Raw genomic sequence first — 21,522 nt, 5'->3', positions numbered from 1 at the left:
TGGGAAGCAATATATTGAGGGAGAGCCTCAAGTCCGCCTCCTGGGAATCTCGGATTATTCGGGAATTTTCCAGCTTTTAATTGCTATCTTTCACCGATCAGCAGAGCTGCTGGAAAGTAAGTCAGAGCTTCACCAATTGCCAACGTACCGTTACTTTCTACCGCCTGATTTGTAATTGCATCTTTCCAAACCGACGGCATTTGCTCGGATAATTTCAAATTAGTATCTTTCCAGACTTGTTTGCCGATCGGCATTTCTTCGGCTTTGACAATTCCCGTCAAAAACCGGGGAGCAATGATAATAACTGTAGTCTCTCCAAAAGTTCTGGCAAAGGCAACAACATTATCTTTAAACGTGCCAACTGCTTGCAGCGGCACATAGTCACCTGATTGAAAAACTTGCAAGTATTTTTTTCTCGCTTCTAGCGCTCTTGCCGTCAAAAATAACTTAATTCTAGCGTCTTCTCGCGTCGCAATCAAATCTTCAACCAGTTGCAAAATATCCGTCTGAGCTTGCTCTTTAATTTCCCGCAAAACCTCGATTCTGCGATCGAAATCAACGGGACGGCGGTTATCCGGATCGACGTGGCTTAAATCCCAGAATTCCGTCCCTTGATAAATGTCGGGAACGCCCGGAGCCGTGATTTTCAGAAGCGTTTGAGATAAAGAATTGAAAATTCCGTAATTAGCTACTTTTTTCCAGAAAGGTGTAAATTTGTTTAGAAACTGATTTTGTTCCGAAGGTTCGAGAACGCTATCGACAAAGGTCATAAAACCAGCTTCGTAGTCGTTATCCGGTCTCAGCCAAGCCGTATAAACTTTGGCTTCGCGGACAGCTTTAATCACATAATCTTTCAGGCGATCGACATAATCACTGTTTTCTATTCCTTCAAATGGAAAACTGCCGATCAGAGTTTGGTACAGGAAGTATTCGTCATTAGTATCTGGAACCATTCGATTCACAAAGTTGACTTTCTTAGAAGAGTTTACCTCTCTCCAAGACCTGACTTGTTGTTCCCATTCATCGGGAATTTCTGACAAAACGTTTATTCGGGCTCGCACATCTTCGCCGCGTTTGGTATCGTGGGTAGCTGTCGCATTCATTTTGTGCGGCCAAGCGACTTGCTGTTGTTTGTTGAACTCGTGAAAATCTCCCAGGGACACGCCGAACTGGCTGGGATTTCCTCCCACTTCGTTGAGTGATAAAAGCCGATAGTAGACGTATAAAAGCGTGTCTTCAATGCCTTTTGCCATTAATGGGCCTGTCAATTGCTGGAGTTTCATTACGAAGTGCCGACGCTGCTCTTTTTGTTCTGGTGTTAGAGTTTCTTCTTCTTCGAGCAACAGCACCGTTTCGATAAAATTAAGTTCCTTGAGGAGTCGCGGTACTTGTTCTTTGGCATGGGCGATCGCATATTTGACGTAAGTGCGATCGGACTCTCTCAAGCCATCTTGATTGATGTAAGTTCGGTAGACTGGAAAAATCGTCAACACCGCCGCCAATGCTTTTTCCAAACCGGGACGAGTAAAGTCATTTCCCTGTCTCGATTGACCTGATATATTCTTCAAAAGTTGAGCTAGATTGTCTACATCTCCAGCCAAATTTTTCTCAACAATCAGCCCTTTTTTATCTAAAAATAACTGTTCATAGGGAACATTCAAGCGAGTAAATCTCTGATATATTTCGCTAAATTGCTGCTCGCGATCGCACCGACAAAAAACGCCGTTTACGTAATTCAAAAAGTCGTAGCCGCTAGTTCCCTCAATCGGCCAATATGACGGCAAATCTTCTTGGTGTTCCAGAATTTTTTCAACAGTAATATAAGTGTCTCCGACTTTCTCCCGTAGCCGTTTCAAATATTCTGTGGGGTCGTAAAGTCCGTCGATGTGATCGATTCTCAATCCAGTAAACTTTCCCTCATCAACCATGTCGAATATCAGAGCATGGTTTTTGTGAAAAACTTTAATCTCTTCAACTTTTACCGAAATAAGTTCGTTGACTGTAAAAAACCTTCGGTAGTTAATTTCTTCTGCCCCCACTTTCCAGAAAGACAGACGGTAAAACTGCTCGGAAAGCAAATCGTCTAGCAGATTAAAGCTTTCGGCATTTCCCTTTTCTCCGTTAAAAACTGTGATATTTTCATCAATAAATTCCTGTACAAGGGGATTTTGATTGTAGAGTTCCCACAGCAGTCCTTTGACAAAAGCTATCTGATCGTATCGGGTTTTTCCTTTAGTTTCTGAAGGTGTATTTTTAATCAAATAAAGAATTCCCAAAAACTTGATAAAATCTGGATGGCGTCTGCCTAATTCCCTGGCTAAATGCCCCAAATTATGACTGATAAACTTAGCATAAGATTCAATTCTTACGGGCAATTGTAAGCTATAATAATTGATGGTCAGCCCAATTTCGCTGTATTTAAGTTGAATCTCGCCATTTTCCAGACACTCTCCATAAAAATTGCCCAGCAGCGGAGCTAGCACTCGACCCCTGAGATGTTCGTAAGCGTGATTCCATTCAATATCGAAGTAATCGAAATAGTCGGAATCTGGGCCGTGTTCCAATACGTCTAACAGCAACAAATTTTGAGTGTCGTAAGCCATGTGGTTAGGGACAATATCTTGCAGCCATCCCATGTTCCGTTTCTTGATTTCGTAGGTGAGGGCTTCAAAATTTTCTGATGTTCCCAAATCTGGATTGAGCTGATTTGAGTCAACGACATCGTATCCGTGAGAGCTGCCTTTTCTGGCTTTAAATATCGGTGAAGCGTAAACGTCGGTAATTCCTAAATCTTCCAGATAGCTAAGGATTTGTTTGGCGGATTCAAAGTTAAAACCTCCATGAAATTGAATCCGATAAGTTGTTGTGGGAATTCTCATGATGTTAATTTTACTCCAGGTTTTTTAGGGTTTTCTTTTTTAATATATGAGGCAGAGCCGCCTCGACTGCATTCCCCGGCAGAGGCTGGGAACGACAGAGGCTCTGTCTCCGGTTTCTTGTGGGACTACATTCAGCGACGGAGGCTGAGAACGAGATAGGTTCGGCCTCCTGTTGCTTGTTCCTAGGCTCTGCCTGGGAACGCCTGTATTTGAGGCTCTGCCTCCCGTTTTAATTACTCTAATTCATAGAGTGCGAAACTCTGCGGTTTAACGGTCAATTTTTGCTCTGAATTTATCTTTTCAGGCAAGCTAGAACCTGAACCCATCCATTTTTCATCAGCAGAGTCTAAAATTTTGTTCCAGTTACCTTGGGGAAGTGCAGCCGTAAAAGCTACTTCTTGCCTGTTGAAGTTTAGAATGCAGAATATCTGGCTGTCATCTGTCCAGCGACGTAGAAATAAGATTTTTTCCGCTTCAATGCTTGACACTTCTAGACTGTTTTTGTCGAGTTTTTTAAGTGCCGGTATTGTCCGCCGCAGTTGAATCAAATGTTGGTGCCATTCCCAAAGGATTTTGTGTTTGCCTTCGGTTTGTTTTTGCCAGTTTAACTTACACTTATTGAAAGTCTCAGGACTCTGGGGGTCGTGAAACTCGCCTCGGCCTTCAAAGCTTTTAAATTCTTGTTGTTTGTCTTTGCGGATAGCTTCAATTAACTTTTCGTCCGAGTGGGAAACAAAGTAAAAAAACGGTGCTTCTTCTCCGTATTCTTCTCCCATAAAAAAGAAGGGAATGTAGGGAGAAATTAAAACTGTGCCGGCTGCGAGTTTCAATGCTTCAAAGTCAACTATTTTGGAGAGTCTGTCTCCCAAAATGCGGTTGCCGATTTGGTCGTGGGTTTGGGCAAACACTAGAAATTTATGACCCGGTTCATCCTTAACAGAATTGCCGTGTTTCCGCTTTCTGTGGGGGGCGTACTGGCCGGAGTAAACAAAGCTTTCTTTGAAGGCTTTTTCTAAGTGTTCGCACTTGCCGAAATCTTGGTAGTATCGGTCGTCTTCTCCGGTGAGCAAGGCGTGCAGTGCGTGGTGAAAATCATCGCACCATTGGGCGTCTAATCCAAAGCCACCGAGTTCTTTAGGACGTATAGTGCGGACATCATTTAAATCACTTTCGGCTATTAAGTAAAGTTTCCGTCCAAGTTCTTGGGAAAACTCGGCTGTGGCATCGGATAGTTCTTGTAAAAAAGGTCTGGCACCTACTTCAAATATTGCTTGAATTGCATCTAATCTCAGGGCGTCGATGTGATAGTCTCGAAACCAGTAGAGGGCGTTTTCAATAAAGTAGTTACGCACGCCGTCGCTGTAGGCGTCGTCGAAGTTGAGGGGCTCTCCCCAAACCGAGCCGTATTTTGAGGTAAAGTAGGGGCCGAAGTCCCTGAGAGAATTTCCTTCGGGGCCGAGGTGGTTGTAAACTACATCGAGAATTACTGAAATGCCGTGTTCGTGGCAGGCGTTGACGAGTGTTTTGAAGCCTTCGGGGCCGCCGTAGGAGTTTTGAACTGCGTAGGGATATACGCCGTCGTATCCCCAGTTTCGCTCGCCAGGAAATTGGGCTACTGGCATGATTTCGATGGCGTTGATTCCCAATTCTTTAAGTTGTTTTAGCAGGGGAATTATTGCTTCAAATGTTCCGGCTTGGGTGAATGTGCCGACGTGGAGTTCGTAAATAATCATTTCGGCTAACGGCACGCCTTGCCAATTTGTGTCAGTCCAAGTAAAAATATTTTCATCTATTACTTGTGACGGAGCGTGTACGCCTTGAGGTTGATATTTTGAGGCTGGGTCTGGTCGGTCGGTTTTTCCTTCGATTTGGTAGGTGTAAAGGGTTCCTGGTTCGATGTCTGTAGCTGTGGTTTGCCAATAACCTTCTGCGGATTGTTGCATGGGTATCAGGCGTTTTTTTGGGGAAACAATTTGGACTGCGATTTGTTTGAGGGTGGGCGCCCAAACGGTAAATTCACATTGGTTATTGCCGAGGTAATTTGCTCCTATCTTCACTTTGAGCTGTTCTCCTTATAAAATAGGTTGGTAGTTCGATCGCCCGACGCGCTATCAAATGCTTGTCCTTAACGTTCAGCGCCTGTTTAGACGGTAATATTACTTAATATAACAAACAACTAACTTTAGATAGAGGCCTCAAAAGCTAAAATTGTGTAAGCAGCAAAATTAGCGGTTGGTTATGTCTAAATTAGAGCAGGAATCGGCACGCCGGCGATCGCAAAATTAACGGTCTGGAAGCGTTAATATTTCTGGTTGATATCATGTCGAAAATCTACCTAAAGATAGGTCAAAAATCAGCGCGAGTGTGGATTTTATGGTTATGGCTTTTGGACGGGAAATCTGCTGCAATCTCGACTCGGCGGAGTCTCGCGAGTGGTTGGTTACAAACGGGATTGGCGGTTACGCTAGCGGGACGATCGCAAATCTCCTCACCCGCCGCTATCACGGCTTGCTGGTAGCCGCCCTCAAACCTCCGCTGGGACGCACTTTGATGCTCGCCAAGCTGGACGAGACGGCTGTGTATCACGATCGCGCCTATCCGCTTTATACAAACCGCTGGGCCGACGCGACGATCGAACCCCACGGCTACAAATACGTCGAAAGCTTTCACCTAGAAGGCACGACGCCTGTTTGGAGGTTTGCTCTCGCCGACGCTATCCTGGAAAAGCGGATTTGGATGCAGCAAGGTGCTAACACAACATATATTCAATACCGCTTGCACCGCGCCTCACAACCGATCGCCCTCGCTGTCAAAGCCCTAGTCAACTACCGCGACTACCACCACACAACTCGCGCCGACGACTGGCAGGTGAGCCTAGAAACCTTGGAACGCGGGGTTTGCGTGACTGCATTTCCCAAGGCCGCACCCCTGTACCTGCTGACAGATGCCGCACCAGAGGCTAAATTTCGAGTCTCTGCGGCTTTATACAATTGGCATTACGGATTGGATCTAGCAGCAGAAAAGCGGCGCGGATTGGACTGCTGTGAGGATCACTTGCACGCGGCGACTTTTCACATGACGATCGCACCGGGAAGTTCTCTGACATTGATAGCGAGCACCGAGAAAAATCCCGAACTCAACGGCGGTAAAGCTTTAGAAGGGCGTCACACTTATGACCAACAACTGCTGCAAAACTGGTCAAAAGTGAGCGAATCTCCCGACTGGATCAATACCTTAGTGCTCGCCGCCGACCAATTTATCGTCAGCCGCCCGCTAGCGGAGGAACCCGAAGGCAAAACAATCATCGCCGGATATCCCTGGTTCAGCGACTGGGGGCGCGATACGACGATCGCCCTACCCGGCCTCACAATCTGTACCGGGCGATGGGAAATTGCGCGATCGATTTTGCGGACATTTGCGCGGTATGTCGATCGGGGAATGCTGCCGAACCGCTTCCCGGATGCGGGCGGCGAACCGGAATACAACACCGCAGACGCCACGCTGTGGTACTTTGAGGCAATCCGCGCTTATATCGATGCCACGGGCGACGACGAACTTTTGACCGAACTCTGGCCGGTGTTATGTGAGATTGTTGACTGGCACATACAGGGAACTCGGTATAACATCCGCGTCGATCCCGATGACGGTTTAGTCTACGCGGGCGAAACCGGCGTGCAACTGACTTGGATGGATGCGAAAATCGGCGATTGGGTGGTGACGCCTCGGATTGGTAAGCCGATCGAACTCAGCGCGCTTTGGTACAATGCTATACAAGCTATGGCAAGTTTTGCTCGAAAATTGGGCAAACCTCACAATGAATACGATCGATTGGGCGATCGAACAGCCGCCGGATTCCCTCGCTTCTGGAACGCCTCAACCTGTTACTGTTACGACGTTCTCGACGGCCCAGACGGACACGATAGCTGCCTGCGGCCCAACCAAATATTCGCCGTATCCCTGCCCCTAGACTCGATTCCTCCTCACTCCGCCAACTCCTTGTCAGCGGGGATGCGCCAGGAAACCCGCTATACACCGTTACTGACGCCCATCCAGCAGCGCGGCGTGGTGGACGGCTGCGCCCAGCAGCTTCTAACTTCTGTCGGCCTCCGCAGCCTCTCGCCGCAGCACCCGCAGTATCGCGGCGCATACGGAGGCGACCAATTCCAGCGCGACAGCGCCTACCACCAGGGCACAGTTTGGGGCTGGCTGATTGGCCCGTTTGTCTTGGCGCACTTGCACGTATACAAAAACCCAGCACAAGCGAGCGAATTCCTCGAACCGATGGCACATCATATAAGGGCCGGCGGAGTTGGCAGTTTGGGCGAAATTTTTGAGGGCGACGCCCCTCACTCGCCGCGAGGCTGCACCGCTCAAGCTTGGACTGTGGCTGAGGTGCTGCGGGCTTGGTTGGCAATTAATACTGTGGGTGTTTAAATAGGGAATGTTATCTTTGGTGGAAAAAGAGATTTATGGCATTATTATTAGCGGGCGATATTGGCGGAACTAAGACAATTTTGCGCTTAGTGGAAAGGACTGTTAAGGGTGAAATGAACGCTCTTTACGAGTTTCGCTATCCGAGCGGAGAGTTTCCAGATTTAGTGCCGATGGTGCAGCAGTTTTTGACGGAAGCTGCTACTAAGTTGAATTTGACGCCATTGCCTGAAAAAGCTTGTTTTGCGATCGCAGGCCCGGTAGTTAACAACACTGCAAAACTGACTAATTTGCCTTGGATGTTGGATGCGAAGCGTCTGGAACAGGAATTAGGAATATCACACGTTAGTTTAATTAATGATTTTGTCGCGGTTGGCTACGGCGTGTGGGCTTTGGACGATCGAGATTTGCACACTTTGCAAGTAGGAAAACCCCGCGAACACGATCCAATTGCTGTGATTGGTGCGGGTACTGGTTTGGGAAATTGTTTTGGAATTCCCGAGGCAAATGGCATCAAGGTTTTTTCTTCGGAAGGGGGACACGGTGACTTTGCTCCTCGTTCGGAGTTGGAGTTTCAATTGCTGAAATATTTGTTAGCCAAACACGACATTCCCAGAATATCGATCGAGCGTGTGGTTTCGGGACAAGGGATTGTTTCAATTTACCAGTTTTTGCGGGACAAAAAGTTTGCTCCAGAATCGCCGGAGATAGGGGAAGTTATCAAAAAATGGGAGTCAGAAATGGGTAAAAGCGAGAAAACTGTCGATCCGGGGGCGACAATTGCACAGGCGGCACTCAAAAAGTGCGATCGGCTTTCGGAACAAACAATGCAAATGTTTGTAGAAGCCTACGGTGCAGTGGCAGGAAATCTGGCTCTGACACTGTTACCTTACGGCGGTTTGTACGTAGCTGGCGGCATTGCTGCTAAGATTTTGCCGCTGATGCTAGAAGGGGGTTTTATGCGATCGTTTACGCACAAAGGCCGGATGGATTCGCTGTTAGAAATGATGCCAGTTCGATTGGTTTTGAATCCCAATGTAGGGTTAATTGGTGCGGCTGTTTGTGCCGCCGGTCTTTAGTTAATAATTGTATGGTGCGTCAGCTTTAAGCTTCTAAATATGTGAATAAATAACGCTCTGATGACGCACCATACTTAGCTAGAGTTATGTCATATTCAAAATCTTCTCAGCAGCACTTTCAGATATCGGCATCACCGATAACCGATTGCCTTTCCTCACCAGCAAAATCTCATCACCGCTAAACTTTTGTTTCAGTTCATCCAAAGATATTAATTTAGCAAATTCTTCAACAAACTCAACTCTCACAGTTTGCCAGCGAGGAGCATCAAACTGCGATTTAGCATCATAATATTCGCTATTTATATCGAACTGGGTCGGGTCAGCAATTCCAGTTTCAACGACGCGCACTAAGCCCACAATTCCCGGTATTTTAGTATTAGAATGGTAAAAAAATACTAAATCTCCCCGACTCATTTCTCGCATAAAATTGCGCGCTTGATAGTTGCGAACGCCATCCCAAATGGAAGTGCGATCGTGCTTCAAATCCGCAATACTATAAACATCAGGCTCCGACTTCATTAGCCAATAATTCATACAATCTATTCGCTTGGGTTAGCCAAAAATTCTTGAATATTATCTAAACACTGCTGCATAGCTTTTTGCATAAAAACCTGAACTAGCAACAACCCAAGCGGATAGAATACCGGAGAAGTCAGCATAAAATAAAACTCCCAATCAATCCGAGTTCCCTTTGCTGTAGCAGTGAAATTCCAATCTCCGCCACCAGACTCAATGAGTAGAGAAATCGGAAACTTAAACCCTCTAACCAGTCGGTAGGTTTGTCTTTCTGGCTTTTTGAAAGTAATGATTTCTTCATCAATCACCGAAGCGTCGGAATTTTTTACCCGCCGCAGGCCGCCTTCACGCATCTCTCCACCATCTGCCATCTCAGCTTTAATAATTGCTGGAATTGGGCCATATCCGCGAAAGACTTTGGGCAGATTTGACAGGGACGTAACAAAATCAAAGACTACTTCAGGCGAGGCAGCAATTTCTACTAAGGCGTTGGTTTTAACTAACATTTATTCCTCCCCCCATCTGATGTGATAATGAACTGTGAGTTAAAAGTGCGTAATTTAAATTATAAAATATCCTTCCGCTTCTGCAACCACAGAGTCAACATCAAATAAACGAAAATATGCACGCACAAAATACCCCAATTTAAACTCAAATTCTCCCAGGTTGGATCGTAAACAGGAGTAGGCTCAAACGGCTGAGGAAGCGTACTCCCGTCCGGTAATGTAGTAGGCGCCGGAACCATCCCATTCACATTAACTAAAGACCCGTAAGCACCCACAGACCAGCGGCTTAACATCAGCCAAGAAAACTTGCTCGCCGCACCTTCCATCTTAAACAAAACTCCAGAAAAAATAATCTGAGGCAGCAATAATAGAGGCAAAGCGCTATTAGCTTGAGAGCTATTTTTAACAATCGCGGAAACGACTAATCCGAGACTTATGCAGCTCATCAAAGTTAGGAATGTGGTAATAGTTGCCCCCATCTCCCAGGAAATAAAACTCGGTTCGGGGGATTTAAAAGCAATCAAAATAACTCCTACCATTAACAGTGTTTGCCATACGGCCAAACCAGAAAGTATAAAAATTTTTGAACCTAAATAAGCAAACAACCCTAAATTGACCAAACGTTCTCGCAAATAAATAGCAGATTCTTTGACGATTTCTTGCAGAGAAGTTGCCAGTCCTACCCAAATGGCCGCACAGGTAAATACAAACAAAACTCTGAGCGCTAAAGGTGCTAAAGTTGCCTCCGGTGCGCCAATTAATGGGTCTTTATCTCTGACCGCAAGCCGCAGCAAACTAATGCCTATCGGAGCCGTTAAAAGAGCTAAGCTTAAGTTAACTAAGTCGCGGGAAACGAGTTGAAAATAGCGCTGGGCAAGCAAAAAGAGTTGTTTTACAAAAGATTGAGATTTTGGTGCAGAAGGTGCAGAAGCTATTTTTGCATTAGCCTTGCCTGTGCTGAAGTGGTTGACAATATAGCGCTGATTGTAGGGAGATTTATTAAACTTTTCGGCCCAGCTTTGAACGTTGGTTTCTCCTGTTTCTAATTCGTTGTAAATGTCGGCAAAATCGCTTGTTTTGACATCGAAAAAATCGAGCGCTTCCCTCGGCGGGCCGAAGTAACAAAGGCGTCCGCCGCGACCCATAAACACAATCCGATCGCACATCGTGATATTTGCCGTCGCGTGAGTCACCAGAACCACCGTCCGGCCTTGACTTGCCAACTTTCGCAGCAGTTGCATCATCTTCTTATCCAAACCCGGATCGAGTCCTGAAGTCGGTTCGTCTAAAAAGAAAAGTTTCGGGTCTGCTAACAGTTCAACTCCGATGCTGACCCGCTTCCGCTGTCCGCCGCTAAGCTGTTTTACCAAAGCCTTGCGGCGGTGAGTCATTTCAATATCTTCTAAAGTTTTTGCGACTACCTGCTTGACATCTGTATCGGGAGGTAAGCGCAATTTAGCTGCATAACTCAACACTTCTTCTACTGTCAAATCTGCGTGCACAATATCATCTTGAGGCACGTAACCGATTTGATTGCGGTAAATATTGAAGTTTTGGCGCAGGTTGTCGCCGTTGAGAAACACAGCGCCGTTAGTAGTTTTTTCGATGCCTAAAAGCGTCCGCATTAAAGTAGATTTGCCAGCACCGCTACCGCCGACTAAAGCCACAAACTGCCCCGGTTCGATCGCCAAAGTGATGTTATCCAAACGCTTGGGAATCACCAGACTGTCAGCATCCAAACGAATTTGATGGCCGGAGTCTTGCATCTGCAACTCACCGCTGCGGTAAGTTAGAGTAAACGGGCCGATCCGAATTGCATCTCCCTCGGACAACTGTACAGAATTTGTCACTCGCTGACCGTTAACAAAAACCCCGTTAACGCTGTAGTCTCGCAAAATATAATTACCGCGACTGTCTTGGTCGATTGTGGCGTGGCGTCTAGAAACAAGCGGCGCATCTAATTGCAGCGAAGCGTTTGGATCGCGGCCCAACAAAACCGACCGATTCTTTAGAAGAATTGACTGCTTGCTAGGGACAGCAACCTGATTCGCCAGCGGATTAAAATAACTCAGCAAAACTTGATTTTGAGGATCGAGACCAATTTTAATTTCTGTGCCGTTTTTCAGACAATAACCGTCATTGGGAGTGATGCGAGTGCGATCGACAAATAAGCCATTAGTGCTCGGCCGCTGCCCGTCACCGTCGTAAATCCAGTAATTATCCCCAATTTGGCGCAAAACAGCGTGAACGCCGGAAACTGCGCGCCAGGGTTCGGGAATGACTAAATCAGCACGAGTGCGATCGCGCCCCAATACGTGCTGCTGCTGTTTTAACTCTAACTGTAAAACGTCGCCTTGATTGCTTAATACTATATAAGGTCGATCGCTTAAAGCAGTCAGTTGTCCTATATTGCCTGTCATACTTCAACCGCGGTTTTTGCACTCACTTTTGTCAGCATATCAAAAGTAGGACAACAATACTTATATTTATTAAGCAAGTCTACTTAGCAACAACCGACAAACTGCGAAGCCGATTAATTACCGCCGCCAATTCAAACCGCCGAAACATGGCAAAATCCCCTTCAGGAAAAGGCGATAAAATATCCATCCCCTGGGCCTCAATATCTGCCATCACCAAATCTATGATTTCCGACAAAGTGCGTTTTCCGTCCATGTATTGCTGCTTAGCATAAACCATTGCTGCTGCGATCGCCCTTAACTGTCCCCTGTCCACAATTTGCTCAATAGCACCCAAATCAATCTCCTCAGTTCCGAAAGCCAATTCATCAACATCCCGTACCTTCACCCCCACATCTCGCCGTCCCCGACTCGGATCTAAACTAGCAGGAATCGGCACTCTTGGAGTAATCTCACCAAAATTTTCTCCCCCTTCAGCAGCACGGCTAATCGAGTAATCTTTAGCAATTTTTTTAGCTTTTTCCGTCACATTATATGCTTGAAAGTTATCCATTGAAATCACAGTATCCGCCACATCAAAATAATCGCCACTTCCCCCCATGACTAAAATAGTCGATACGCCATAATCTGCATACAATTGTTTAACTTTATCAATAAATGGCGTAATCGGTTCCTTATCCTTAGCGATGAGTTCCTGCATTCGGCGATCGCGAATCATAAAATTCGTCGCCGCCTTATCCTCATCAACTAATAAAACAGGCACTAAATCCCCTTCTGAAATAGCGACTAATTGCCTTTTTAAAGCAAAATACTGAGCTTCTTCCTTATTCCCTGTTCCTTCTTGCTTTTTCCCTCTTCCCTCTTCCCTCTTCCCTTTTCCCTCTTCCTTCTTCCCTCTTCCTTCTTCCTTCTTCCCTCTTCCTTCTTCCTTCTTCCTTCTCCCCACTTCCAAAGCCTCAATAATATTAGCAGCTTGCGACGTGCTACCGCTCGCATTTTCCGTATAAAATTGTGCAGTATCTCTACCTTGCGGCAAGTGGTTAATAAAAGGCGAAATATCAACTCCCGCCACACTTCTGCCATCTTCCGCCCTAATTTTAACCGCCGCCGGATTAGTCACCCCAAATTCCCTACCATCTCCCGGAATTCTGTTGTAAACTCCCAACTCTATCGCCCTGAGTAAAGTAGATTTGCCGTGATAGCCGCCGCCAACAATCAAAGTAATCCCAGCGGGAATACCCATACCGGAAATCAAACCGCGATTCGGACAGTTAAAGTCAACTTTTAACGACGGCGGCGACTGAAAAGCCACAGCATGATTTAACAAAGGGCGATTGTCAACACCGCTGCGGCGGGGCAAAATAGAACCGTTAGCCACAAACGCAACTAATCCGTTTTCAGCTAACTGCTGCCGCAGCCAGTCAGCATCTTCTACAGTTTCAACGTGACGGCGACATTCAGCAGCATTTAAGTTACCATATTTCAGAGATTTACTGACAATTTGCGGAATATCCTCGCACAGCATTTCAGCAGCTTGTCGCCCTAAGATACTGCGTCCTCCCGCTGGAAGTCCGACGGCAAATCGCAGTTCAACTCCTCCTAAATCTGCGATATCGGATGTATTTGACGAAATGATAAATGCGGAAGTTCGCTCTAAAACTTCTTGTCCAAAGCCAGTCACTGCAATCATACCACTTTTCCCAGTACCGCGCTTGCTGCTGATGCTGTGTGCGGCTTTGTCAAACTGGCGAGTTAGGTAATCTCGCAGGGCTATTTCTCGACTGCGAGAGTTGAAAAGTTCGCGGGGAATTTGAGCAAGGTTTGGCGGAACTATGACTCTAAATTTACTGGGAGAAGCAAACGGATCTCCCTGCACGTAATCAATAATTAATGTAAAGTCAGAAAAGTCGTAGCTATCTTGAATGTCTTTGTAGGCTTTGTAACCTCGATTATCTAGTTGCAGTAAATGCCGTTGCAGGCTTTCTTTGTTAGTCATTAAAAAGAACGAAAGAAGTTAATCGTAGGGTGCGCACTGCGCACCTGATCTAATCGTGGTGCGCACTGCGCACCTTACCTCATTACCAATTACCGAATTTCCAATAATTTAGCCACGGCATTAACAACAATTTGAGCAGAACCGGCGAAAAAAGGTCGATCGATAGTTGCTAATGTATCGCTAGATTGGTGATAGTGGGGCGATCGCAAATTTGCAGTATCCGTCACCAACACAGCACCAATCCCTTTATACCAGAAAGGCGCGTGGTCGCTGCGTAAAACATCGGGAGTCAGCAACCCTTTCAGGGGAACCGGCAGCGCCACCACCGGCGGCAAATCGGCTTTTCCAGACTGCGCAAAACTTTTCAATAGCAGCGGATGTTCCGCATCCCCAATCACAGCGATAAACTCGCCTTTGTCAGGAGATTTTACCCCCGATGCTTCTAGAAAAGGTTGCGCTGTCAATCCTTCGGGATATTGCTGGCATCCGGGCGTGCGGCAGGCATAACCTACCATATCTAGGACGATCGCACCCTGCAAATTTTTTAACCGCGCCTCGCTACCGGTGAATGCTAAACTGCCTAAAAGTCCCAGTTCTTCCCTGTCGAAAAATGCTACTTGCAATGTCCGAGGCGTGGGACGAGAACCCAGCAATCTTGCTACTTCTAAAACTACAGCAACTCCCGTCGCATTGTCGTCAGCGCCTGGGGAGTTTGGTACAGTATCGTAGTGTGCTGCCACTAAAATTGCCCCGGCGTTTGAGTCAGTGCCTTTTCTCTCAGCGAAAACGTTGATTCCGCGATCGAACCGCTGCAACTCTGCGGAAAATCCTAATGTTTGCAATTGCTGGGAAATGTAGTCTCTCGTAAAAGAGCGAGCTCCTTCTCCCTCACGTTCTCCTACTAAAGTTTCGACGTGTTTCCACAACCGAGACGGGTCAATTTGCGGCTGATAGACTGCATCTTTTTCAGTAGGAAGCGGTGGGGGAGAAGGGTTTTGGGAAGTGTGGATATTGCGATCGATCGAAACTGCGGGTACACCCGACAACCGCTGCCACGAGTCAGAACGCCAACCCACAGCCGCCACCGCAACCAGAATAAATAGCACTATCCAAATCAATTGTTTCATCAGTAAGTATATGTGAGATTTTAGACAGGGCTTACGCACTCTTCGCTCTCATCAACCGGGTGTTTTAGCGGAAGCGAGGGCTGCAACAAAGTCTTTTCGTAAAACCCGGTTGATGCATCCAAAACTGTTATATTTTAGATTTTAGGTTGACACCAGAGTTAAAAATAAACCTGTTTCAAAAAATGAAACTCAAAAATCTTAAAATTAGCTGAACCAGAGGCATTTTTGTATTTTTGATTTAAACAAGCAGGTAAAAGCCTTGGGATGTTGCCGTCGAATCTGTCTTGTTTATTGAAGCCTTCGACGGCGACATTCAAATCACTAATTTACATTTAAAATTTACCATTCCTAACTACTTTTTTTCCCACTCAATCTCCTTATTATCCAATATCAACCCGCTGCTGCTGGGAACAGCGTAAGGAATAGTTGTTGCCGAAAACTTGACTATTTCAGTTGGTTGTTGAAACCACTCGGAATAACTCGGATTTAGTTGGTCGTACAGTGCTTTCAAAGCTTGGATTTCTACCTCTAGCTGCGCTGCGGCTTGATTGATTCTGCGAGCTTGTGCTTGCAAGCGCTTTTCTCCGGTTTGAACTTGGTTTTCTACTTCTTGCCAGTGTTCTCCGGCCAGCAATTTTTCTAGTTCACCTTGCTTGTAATTGAGTAAAGCCTGTTTTTGTTGCAGTTGCTTTTCAATATTTTTAGTCTCTCGGTCAATTTCCTGGATTTGCTGTAACCACTGCTCCCCAAAAGCAGCAGTTTGCTGGTGGAACTCGGCAATGGCTTCAGGAGTATTATTTTTGGGAAAACTGACTGCCACTCGGCACTCTGAGCGCTGTATGGCAAGTTTTTCCCGCGCCTCTTGCAGGGCGGTAACTTCTGCTTGCAGCGTGCGGACTTCTTTTTGGACTTCTGGGATGGTCTGACTCATGGGTTCAATTAGTGGACCTCTGCATCGATTTTAAGCTAATTGTTTATTTTTCTAACAAATCCCGATCGCCTCCTTGCGGGAATTATCTAATTTTAGCGCGCTCCCACGCGGTGTCTAGGCAGAATGGCGGATAATTTGTGGCACAATGGCTGATGACACATTTTAAATTAAGATTAAAATTGTAATTAGTTATAAAGCTAAATTATTAGCTTGGTAAAATTTAATTTACAAATCCACATAAATTCCGGGTGGCTGGGTTTTCCTATTGTACAGAAAGTTCTGCTAATTTTTTGGAAATTTATGATTGCCAAAAAAAATATTTAAAGTTAGGAAATAGAGCCAATGAAAATAATTTTTCACTTAATGTTGGGATATTTCGCTCTTGCTATTTTTGGTGTGGAATGTGGCATAAATCAAAAAATATTACCGACAAGCCTAGGAGATGGGCATGGCACTCCCCCTGTAGCAGGGATTTTGGTTCGGTTTCAGAAACATAGCTATTTGCGATCGGCATCTCGCCCCCTTGCTTCTGCAAACGCCACATTATTTTTGGATAAATTATCCCCTATTGAGCCAGTACAATTACCGACTTACAATTATATACAATCTCAGGAAAGTCAGATAAAAGAACCTAATTTTAGCTTAAAAATAATCGGTAATTATCTGGTTTTTATTTTTTTATTAATCTCATTATTGATTAGGGGTAAAACAGTAAATAGCTTATCCAAGACGATGAGCTTAATTAAGCAGAAGTCTGAAACAGAGAATGACAAGCTACCAAAAGGAGAAAAAGTGTTGTATCCAAAAAAAGAACTGGATATCTGGCATACTATTGCCCAAATGACCCAAGATTTGCAGCAAACTGCTGAATATGCTCTCGATATTTGCGAGGAAATGAAACTCTCGATAATTGCAACCACCCCTGGCGGTCATATCCTGTCGTTAAACCAAGCTACCTGTAAACTTCTGGGATACTCTAAAAAAGAGTTGTTAGGCAAACCAATAGCCGGACTTTTTAAGAAAACTGAATCACCCGACCCGGAGTTAGAGTTAGCAAGTTTAACAGCCGAAGGTTCTGTCCGCAAGGTCGAAAAAGTCTACCTTTCTAAACACCGAAAAAAAATAATTGTACAGCTTTCTATTTTAATTATTCGCGACGGTCAAGGCAAGGTCAGTGGCAAGTTATACATAGCACAAGATATTACCGATAGCAAGCGGGCGGAAAAAAATTTGCGGCGCAGTGAAAAAAAGTTTCGCCAACTGATAGAAACTGTTAATGCTGTTGCGTTTATCTATCACCGCAGACAGTTCCGCTATGTCAATGCTCAGACAGAAGCTCTGACAGGATATACTCGCGAAGAATTACTCGCATTGGATTTATACGACTTAATTCATCAAGATTTTCTAGAAATAGTTAGAAACTGGGGTAAATCCAGCCACGCGCGCTCAACAGCCGGGTCAAAATATGAATTAATAATAGTCACGAAAACCGGACAAATGCGCTGGATTGAAGCAACTGTAGATATTATAAAATTTGAAAAAAAACCTTCAATATTAATCACAGCGTTTGACATCAGCGATCGCAAATTAGCAGAGTTAGAACTAGAAACATCTGTTTCATTGCTTCAAGCAACCATTGAATCTACTGCTGACGGTATTCTGGCGGTTGACAGTGGAGGAAACGTTGTCAGCTTTAACCGTAAATTTGCCGAAATGTGGCAGTTGCCGGATTTACTGGTTGATTCGAGAGATAACCACCCAATTGTGGAGTTTGGAATCAACCAGTTAAAATACCCGGAAATATTTCTCAACCGTGCTAAAGAATTGTCCGATCGCCCTGCCGAAGAAAGTTACGATCTCATAGAGTTGACAGATGGCAGAATCTTCGAGCGCTACTCGTTGCCCCAGCGCACGGGAGGCAAAATTACTGGTCGAGTATTCAGTTTTCGGGATGTAACGGAACGGGTGCAATCCGAAGAAAAACTACGCAAAAGCGAAGAACGGTTTCACCTGCTGACGCGGGCGACAAATGATGCCGTATGGGATTTTGATTTGTTAAAAAATGAGTATTGGTTAAGCGCAGAATTTGAAAAAGTTTTTGGATACAAACTCAACGAAACTCAGACGATAGAATTAGAATCTTGGTGGCTAAATATTCATCCCGAAGAACGAGAAAGAGTGATGTTAAGCTTCCACGAAGCAATGAACTCAGACGCTCAATGTTGGTCGGAAGAATACAGCTTTCACCGTGCAGATGGGGGATATGTTTTTGTACTCGATCGCGGCTATATCATCCGTAATGAAAGTGGCAAAGCAGTAAGGGCGATCGGTACGATGATGGACATCACTCAGCGCAAGCAAGCTGAAGAAATTATTCGCTATCAAGCTGTTTATGACCAACTCACCGGTTTACCGAACCGGATACTTTTTAACGAGCGTCTGCTGGCCTCATTAAGAGAATCTAAAAAAACCAAAAAAATGCTAGCTGTGATGTTTTTAGACTTAGACAGGTTCAAAAAGATTAATGATACATTAGGTCACGCTGCGGGCGATCGCCTGTTGGAAGGTTTTGCCGGACGCATCAGCGACACTTTGCGATCGACTGACACGGTTGCCCGCTGGGGAGGCGACGAATTTACCATACTACTTCCCGATATCAATTGCTTAGAAGATGCAGTTAAAACAGCTCAAAGAATACTCAACAATTTAAAGCCAGCATTTAAACTAGAAGGACAACCGTTTCATGTTAGCAGCAGCATCGGCATTGCTCTTTATCCAGATGATGGTGAAGATGCCGAAACTTTAGTCAAAAATGCCGATGCTGCCTTGTACCACGCTAAAGAAATGGGAAGAAATAACTATCAGTTATATACTTCAACAATTAATCCCCAAGGCAGCCAGTTACTAACTATAGAACACAGGTTGCACGAGGCTTTAGAACAGGGAGAATTTGAGGTTTTCTACCAGCCAAAAGTCAACATAACTACTTGGGAAATTCAGGGCATGGAAGCCCTGCTGCGCTGGCAACATCCACAATTAGGTTTAGTTACTCCCGCTACATTTATTCCGATCGCCGAAGATAACGGATTAATTGTAGCTATTGGGGAATGGGTGCTGCAAACAGCCTGCACTCAAAATAAAGCTTGGCAGGATGCTTTGCAGCCAGATTTGCGGGTAGCAGTCAACGTTTCGGCTCGGCAGTTCCAGCAATTTAATTTATTAGAAATGGTAGCGAATTGCTTGGAAAAAAGCGGTTTAGCACCCAAGTATTTAGAGTTAGAAATTACCGAGACTACAGCCATGCAAGATGTGGATTATACCACAAAAGTTCTCAGGGAGTTGCAGAATATGGGAGTGCAAATTGCGCTGGACGATTTCGGCACGGGTTATTGTTCTCTCAATTATCTCAAAAAGTTTCCCTTGAATATCTTAAAAATAGATAAATCCTTTGTCAGCGGATTGACGACAGATCCCTGCGAACGGGCGATCGCCAAGGCTGTAGCGACGCTGGGGCGAGATTTGAACTTGAGCGTGGTAGCCGAAGGAGTAGAAACTAAAGAGCAGTTGGAGTGTTTGCGCGAACTCCACTGTCAAGAAATTCAGGGTTATTATTTCAGCCCTGCCCTCTCGGCTGGTGAGGCTAGTAAACTGCTGGTAAATTCTCTGTTGAGGAAAGTGCAAATTGCGTAAACTAGCTACCGCCAAGCTGAGTACATCTGTGGCGCAGGCTTTCAATACTTTATTGACTGAAGTTATCCTAAGAAAGCCGATTTGACTGAGTTTCCTCAGTCCGCAATTGGGATGCTGATTCTCCTCTTACTTTCTGCCAACCTCGGCGTTTCCACATCGCTAAACCAGTAATTAATAAAACCGCCGGCATTAATCCAATGAAAACATAGAGAATGCGAGTGAAAATTCCCCCAAAAGTGCCGAAGTGCAAAGCAACTATTACCAACAGCACCTTAAATACGGGATTCGGTTCCAGCACTTTCTCTGCTTTCAAAATCTTTCCTGTAAAGCGATCGACCTCCACTGTACTGAAGTCAAAACGTCCCGTTTTTTGTTCGGGAAAAGTTTTAGTGATGACAAGTTTATTTCCTGAATCTTCAGGAAATTGGACGTAGGCAATCCTGCCGCCGGGAAGGGCTGCCTCGGCTTTTGGCAGTAATTTACTGAGTGCAATTGGAGTTCGCTCGGGAACGGGTTTTGCTGCGGGGACATCGCCTCCACCTCCACCTCCACCTAATGCAAACTGCGCCGCAATAATTGCCGAGCCAGTAACAGCAAGGATGCTGAGTATAATTGTTGTGAGGATACCGCCGACGTTATGCAAGTCGTAATTCAATAGCGGTGCAGGTGCTCTCCAGCGAATTTTGAAGCCGATTTTTAAGTTTCGCCAACCCGTCCAAAGTAAAGTTCCCGTGAGAGTGGTCAGCAATAGCAATATAGCCACAAAACCCATTGCCATGTGACCGGGCTTTTTTAGAAAGAGGGTGTAGTGTAAAGTGTGCATAAAACCGATAAACGATCGCTCCCACACTCTCGAACCCAATACCTTTGCTGTATAAGGATTCACATAGACTTCTAAGTGATTTTCGTCGGGTAAATCTCCGCCAAAGTTATAGGTATCTTCGGGTGTTTTGGGAAACCGAATCAACGGCGATCGCAGATTTGGATAGGCTTGCTGGACAGAATCAAAAATCCGGTCGATCGACGCTTTTTTGGGTTGGGGAGTGACCTGCATCAAAGTTTGATTTAATGCTCGATCGGCTTCTTCACGAAAGACGATCGCGCTACCCGTCAAACCACTAATGACAAAGATTAATCCCAGAAATATGCCAATGATGCTGTGAATGTTGAGAACGAAATCCCGAATTTTCATCGCTTTTAACCTCACTCTCCTTTGCCACATTTTGTTTTACCACCACCGCAATAAGTCGCAAACCAAGGACTGAATTTAGCGGCATCTTCTTTATCGTTGGTCATATTCACAAGCGTTGTGAAGCTAGATGGCTTGCTAGCATAACGAAAGTGCATATGTATTGGTTCACCACTTGATTCACCGTGCGGCGGGACGAAGCTGAGGTACTGGAATTTATTGCAGCCTGGATCTTGCTTTTCTTCTTTCGCTAACTCAAATAAATCCCAAGCTATTTTGTACTCTTTGTAATACTTGCCATCGGCCATTGCACCCATGTAGACGTATTTACAGTTGCGGGCGAGCGGCTGTTTTCCGGCTGCATCTTTGTAGAAGCTGAACTTCTCCATTTTCTCGACATCAATGCGTTTGGGATTGCGCGGATCTTTGACAGAGTTCTGGTGTTCTGTGTTGAGATTAAACACGCCATCAAATCCTAAATAAGGGACTTTGTAGGCATTGAGGGAGAGAACCTGAGTCGCTACAGGCGACGGGGGCGCGATATTTTGGGGCGCTTGCGGGGATGTCTTTTCAGAGGTACTAGAAGCGTTTGTCGGAGCTGCCCCATCGGCTGGTTTATTCGCTTCTGGTATATCGGATGTGGCTTGACAAGCGATCGCCACTACCGCAGTTAAAGCTAGAATTGTTTTGAGTTGAAATCGTTTCATGGATATCTCCTTGTAGAAAAATTAGAGTGCGATCGAGTTGCTGCCAACTCGCAA

13 protein-coding genes are annotated in these 21,522 nt (G+C 45.4%); 3 read left to right on the top strand and 10 right to left on the bottom strand.

From position 1 onward, the window contains the following. Positions 1-83: 83 nt before the first annotated feature. Positions 84-2,879: a malto-oligosyltrehalose synthase gene (gene treY / locus QUB77_RS12610; RefSeq protein ID WP_333172662.1), complete on the bottom strand. Its 2,796-nt coding sequence runs from the start codon at positions 2,877-2,879 to the stop codon at positions 84-86. 233 nt (positions 2,880-3,112) lie between these two features. Next, positions 3,113-4,936 carry a malto-oligosyltrehalose trehalohydrolase gene (gene treZ, locus QUB77_RS12605; protein ID WP_333172664.1) on the bottom strand — a complete coding sequence of 608 codons (1,824 nt, stop codon included), beginning with the start codon at positions 4,934-4,936 and terminating at the stop codon, positions 3,113-3,115. Between the two features lie 316 nt (positions 4,937-5,252). Here treZ and QUB77_RS12600 point away from each other — a divergent pair, with 316 nt between their 5' ends. After that, on the top strand, positions 5,253-7,313 hold the full coding sequence (locus QUB77_RS12600) for an amylo-alpha-1,6-glucosidase (protein ID WP_333172666.1): 2,061 nt from the start codon (positions 5,253-5,255) through the stop codon (positions 7,311-7,313). Positions 7,314-7,348: 35 nt separating this feature from the next. Next, the gene (locus tag QUB77_RS12595; protein ID WP_333172668.1) at positions 7,349-8,389 is read left to right on the top strand and encodes a glucokinase; all 1,041 of its coding nucleotides are present in this window, start codon (positions 7,349-7,351) and stop codon (positions 8,387-8,389) included. 84 nt (positions 8,390-8,473) lie between these two features. Here the strand turns inward: QUB77_RS12595 and QUB77_RS12590 are convergent, their stop codons facing one another. The 6 genes from QUB77_RS12590 to QUB77_RS12565 form a co-directional block, all read right to left on the bottom strand. Then, entirely contained in the window at positions 8,474-8,923 is a 450-nt protein-coding gene (locus QUB77_RS12590; protein ID WP_333172670.1) for an EVE domain-containing protein, read from the bottom strand. A gap of 5 nt (positions 8,924-8,928) precedes the next feature. Then, positions 8,929-9,411, bottom strand: coding sequence for an SRPBCC family protein (locus QUB77_RS12585; protein WP_333172673.1), 483 nt, complete (start codon positions 9,409-9,411; stop codon positions 8,929-8,931). Between the two features lie 59 nt (positions 9,412-9,470). Next, positions 9,471-11,831: an FHA domain-containing protein gene (locus QUB77_RS12580; RefSeq protein WP_333172676.1), complete on the bottom strand. Its 2,361-nt coding sequence runs from the start codon at positions 11,829-11,831 to the stop codon at positions 9,471-9,473. A gap of 79 nt (positions 11,832-11,910) precedes the next feature. Continuing rightward, positions 11,911-13,824: a P-loop domain-containing protein gene (locus QUB77_RS12575; RefSeq protein ID WP_333172679.1), complete on the bottom strand. Its 1,914-nt coding sequence runs from the start codon at positions 13,822-13,824 to the stop codon at positions 11,911-11,913. 89 nt (positions 13,825-13,913) lie between these two features. Continuing rightward, the gene (locus QUB77_RS12570; protein WP_333172682.1) at positions 13,914-14,951 is read right to left on the bottom strand and encodes a M28 family peptidase; all 1,038 of its coding nucleotides are present in this window, start codon (positions 14,949-14,951) and stop codon (positions 13,914-13,916) included. Between the two features lie 352 nt (positions 14,952-15,303). Next, positions 15,304-15,882: a hypothetical protein gene (locus QUB77_RS12565; RefSeq protein WP_333172685.1), complete on the bottom strand. Its 579-nt coding sequence runs from the start codon at positions 15,880-15,882 to the stop codon at positions 15,304-15,306. A 342-nt stretch (positions 15,883-16,224) separates the two neighbouring features. Between QUB77_RS12565 and QUB77_RS12560 the strand changes: the two genes are divergently transcribed. Beyond that, positions 16,225-19,572: an EAL domain-containing protein gene (locus QUB77_RS12560; protein WP_333323031.1), complete on the top strand. Its 3,348-nt coding sequence runs from the start codon at positions 16,225-16,227 to the stop codon at positions 19,570-19,572. Between the two features lie 67 nt (positions 19,573-19,639). Here the strand turns inward: QUB77_RS12560 and QUB77_RS12555 are convergent, their stop codons facing one another. Both QUB77_RS12555 and QUB77_RS12550 read right to left on the bottom strand, forming a co-directional pair. Then, a complete protein-coding gene (locus QUB77_RS12555) occupies positions 19,640-20,764 on the bottom strand; it encodes a PepSY-associated TM helix domain-containing protein (protein ID WP_333323029.1) in 1,125 nt (374 codons plus the stop codon). Positions 20,765-20,775: 11 nt separating this feature from the next. Continuing rightward, positions 20,776-21,468 carry a hypothetical protein gene (locus tag QUB77_RS12550; RefSeq protein WP_333172693.1) on the bottom strand — a complete coding sequence of 231 codons (693 nt, stop codon included), beginning with the start codon at positions 21,466-21,468 and terminating at the stop codon, positions 20,776-20,778. Positions 21,469-21,522 lie beyond the last annotated feature (54 nt).

Source organism: Microcoleus sp. AT9b-C3 (assembly GCF_036705485.1).
In the GTDB taxonomy this organism is placed as follows: domain Bacteria; phylum Cyanobacteriota; class Cyanobacteriia; order Cyanobacteriales; family Microcoleaceae; genus Microcoleus.
Note: the sequence above shows the minus strand (reverse complement) of the source record. Positions and strands in the feature narration are given on the sequence as shown.

Bases quoted from the DNA above. Each gene is read 5' to 3' on its own strand.
- treY (WP_333172662.1), bottom strand. From the start codon at position 2,879: ATGAGAATTCCCACAACAACTTATCGGATTCAATTTCATGGAGGTTTT.
- QUB77_RS12600 (WP_333172666.1), top strand. From the start codon at position 5,253: ATGGTTATGGCTTTTGGACGGGAAATCTGCTGCAATCTCGACTCGGCG.
- QUB77_RS12595 (WP_333172668.1), top strand. From the start codon at position 7,349: ATGGCATTATTATTAGCGGGCGATATTGGCGGAACTAAGACAATTTTG.
- QUB77_RS12590 (WP_333172670.1), bottom strand. From the start codon at position 8,923: ATGAATTATTGGCTAATGAAGTCGGAGCCTGATGTTTATAGTATTGCG.
- QUB77_RS12585 (WP_333172673.1), bottom strand. From the start codon at position 9,411: ATGTTAGTTAAAACCAACGCCTTAGTAGAAATTGCTGCCTCGCCTGAA.
- QUB77_RS12580 (WP_333172676.1), bottom strand. From the start codon at position 11,831: ATGACAGGCAATATAGGACAACTGACTGCTTTAAGCGATCGACCTTAT.
- QUB77_RS12575 (WP_333172679.1), bottom strand. From the start codon at position 13,824: ATGACTAACAAAGAAAGCCTGCAACGGCATTTACTGCAACTAGATAAT.
- QUB77_RS12570 (WP_333172682.1), bottom strand. From the start codon at position 14,951: ATGAAACAATTGATTTGGATAGTGCTATTTATTCTGGTTGCGGTGGCG.
- QUB77_RS12565 (WP_333172685.1), bottom strand. From the start codon at position 15,882: ATGAGTCAGACCATCCCAGAAGTCCAAAAAGAAGTCCGCACGCTGCAA.
- QUB77_RS12560 (WP_333323031.1), top strand. From the start codon at position 16,225: ATGAAAATAATTTTTCACTTAATGTTGGGATATTTCGCTCTTGCTATT.
- QUB77_RS12555 (WP_333323029.1), bottom strand. From the start codon at position 20,764: ATGAAAATTCGGGATTTCGTTCTCAACATTCACAGCATCATTGGCATA.
- QUB77_RS12550 (WP_333172693.1), bottom strand. From the start codon at position 21,468: ATGAAACGATTTCAACTCAAAACAATTCTAGCTTTAACTGCGGTAGTG.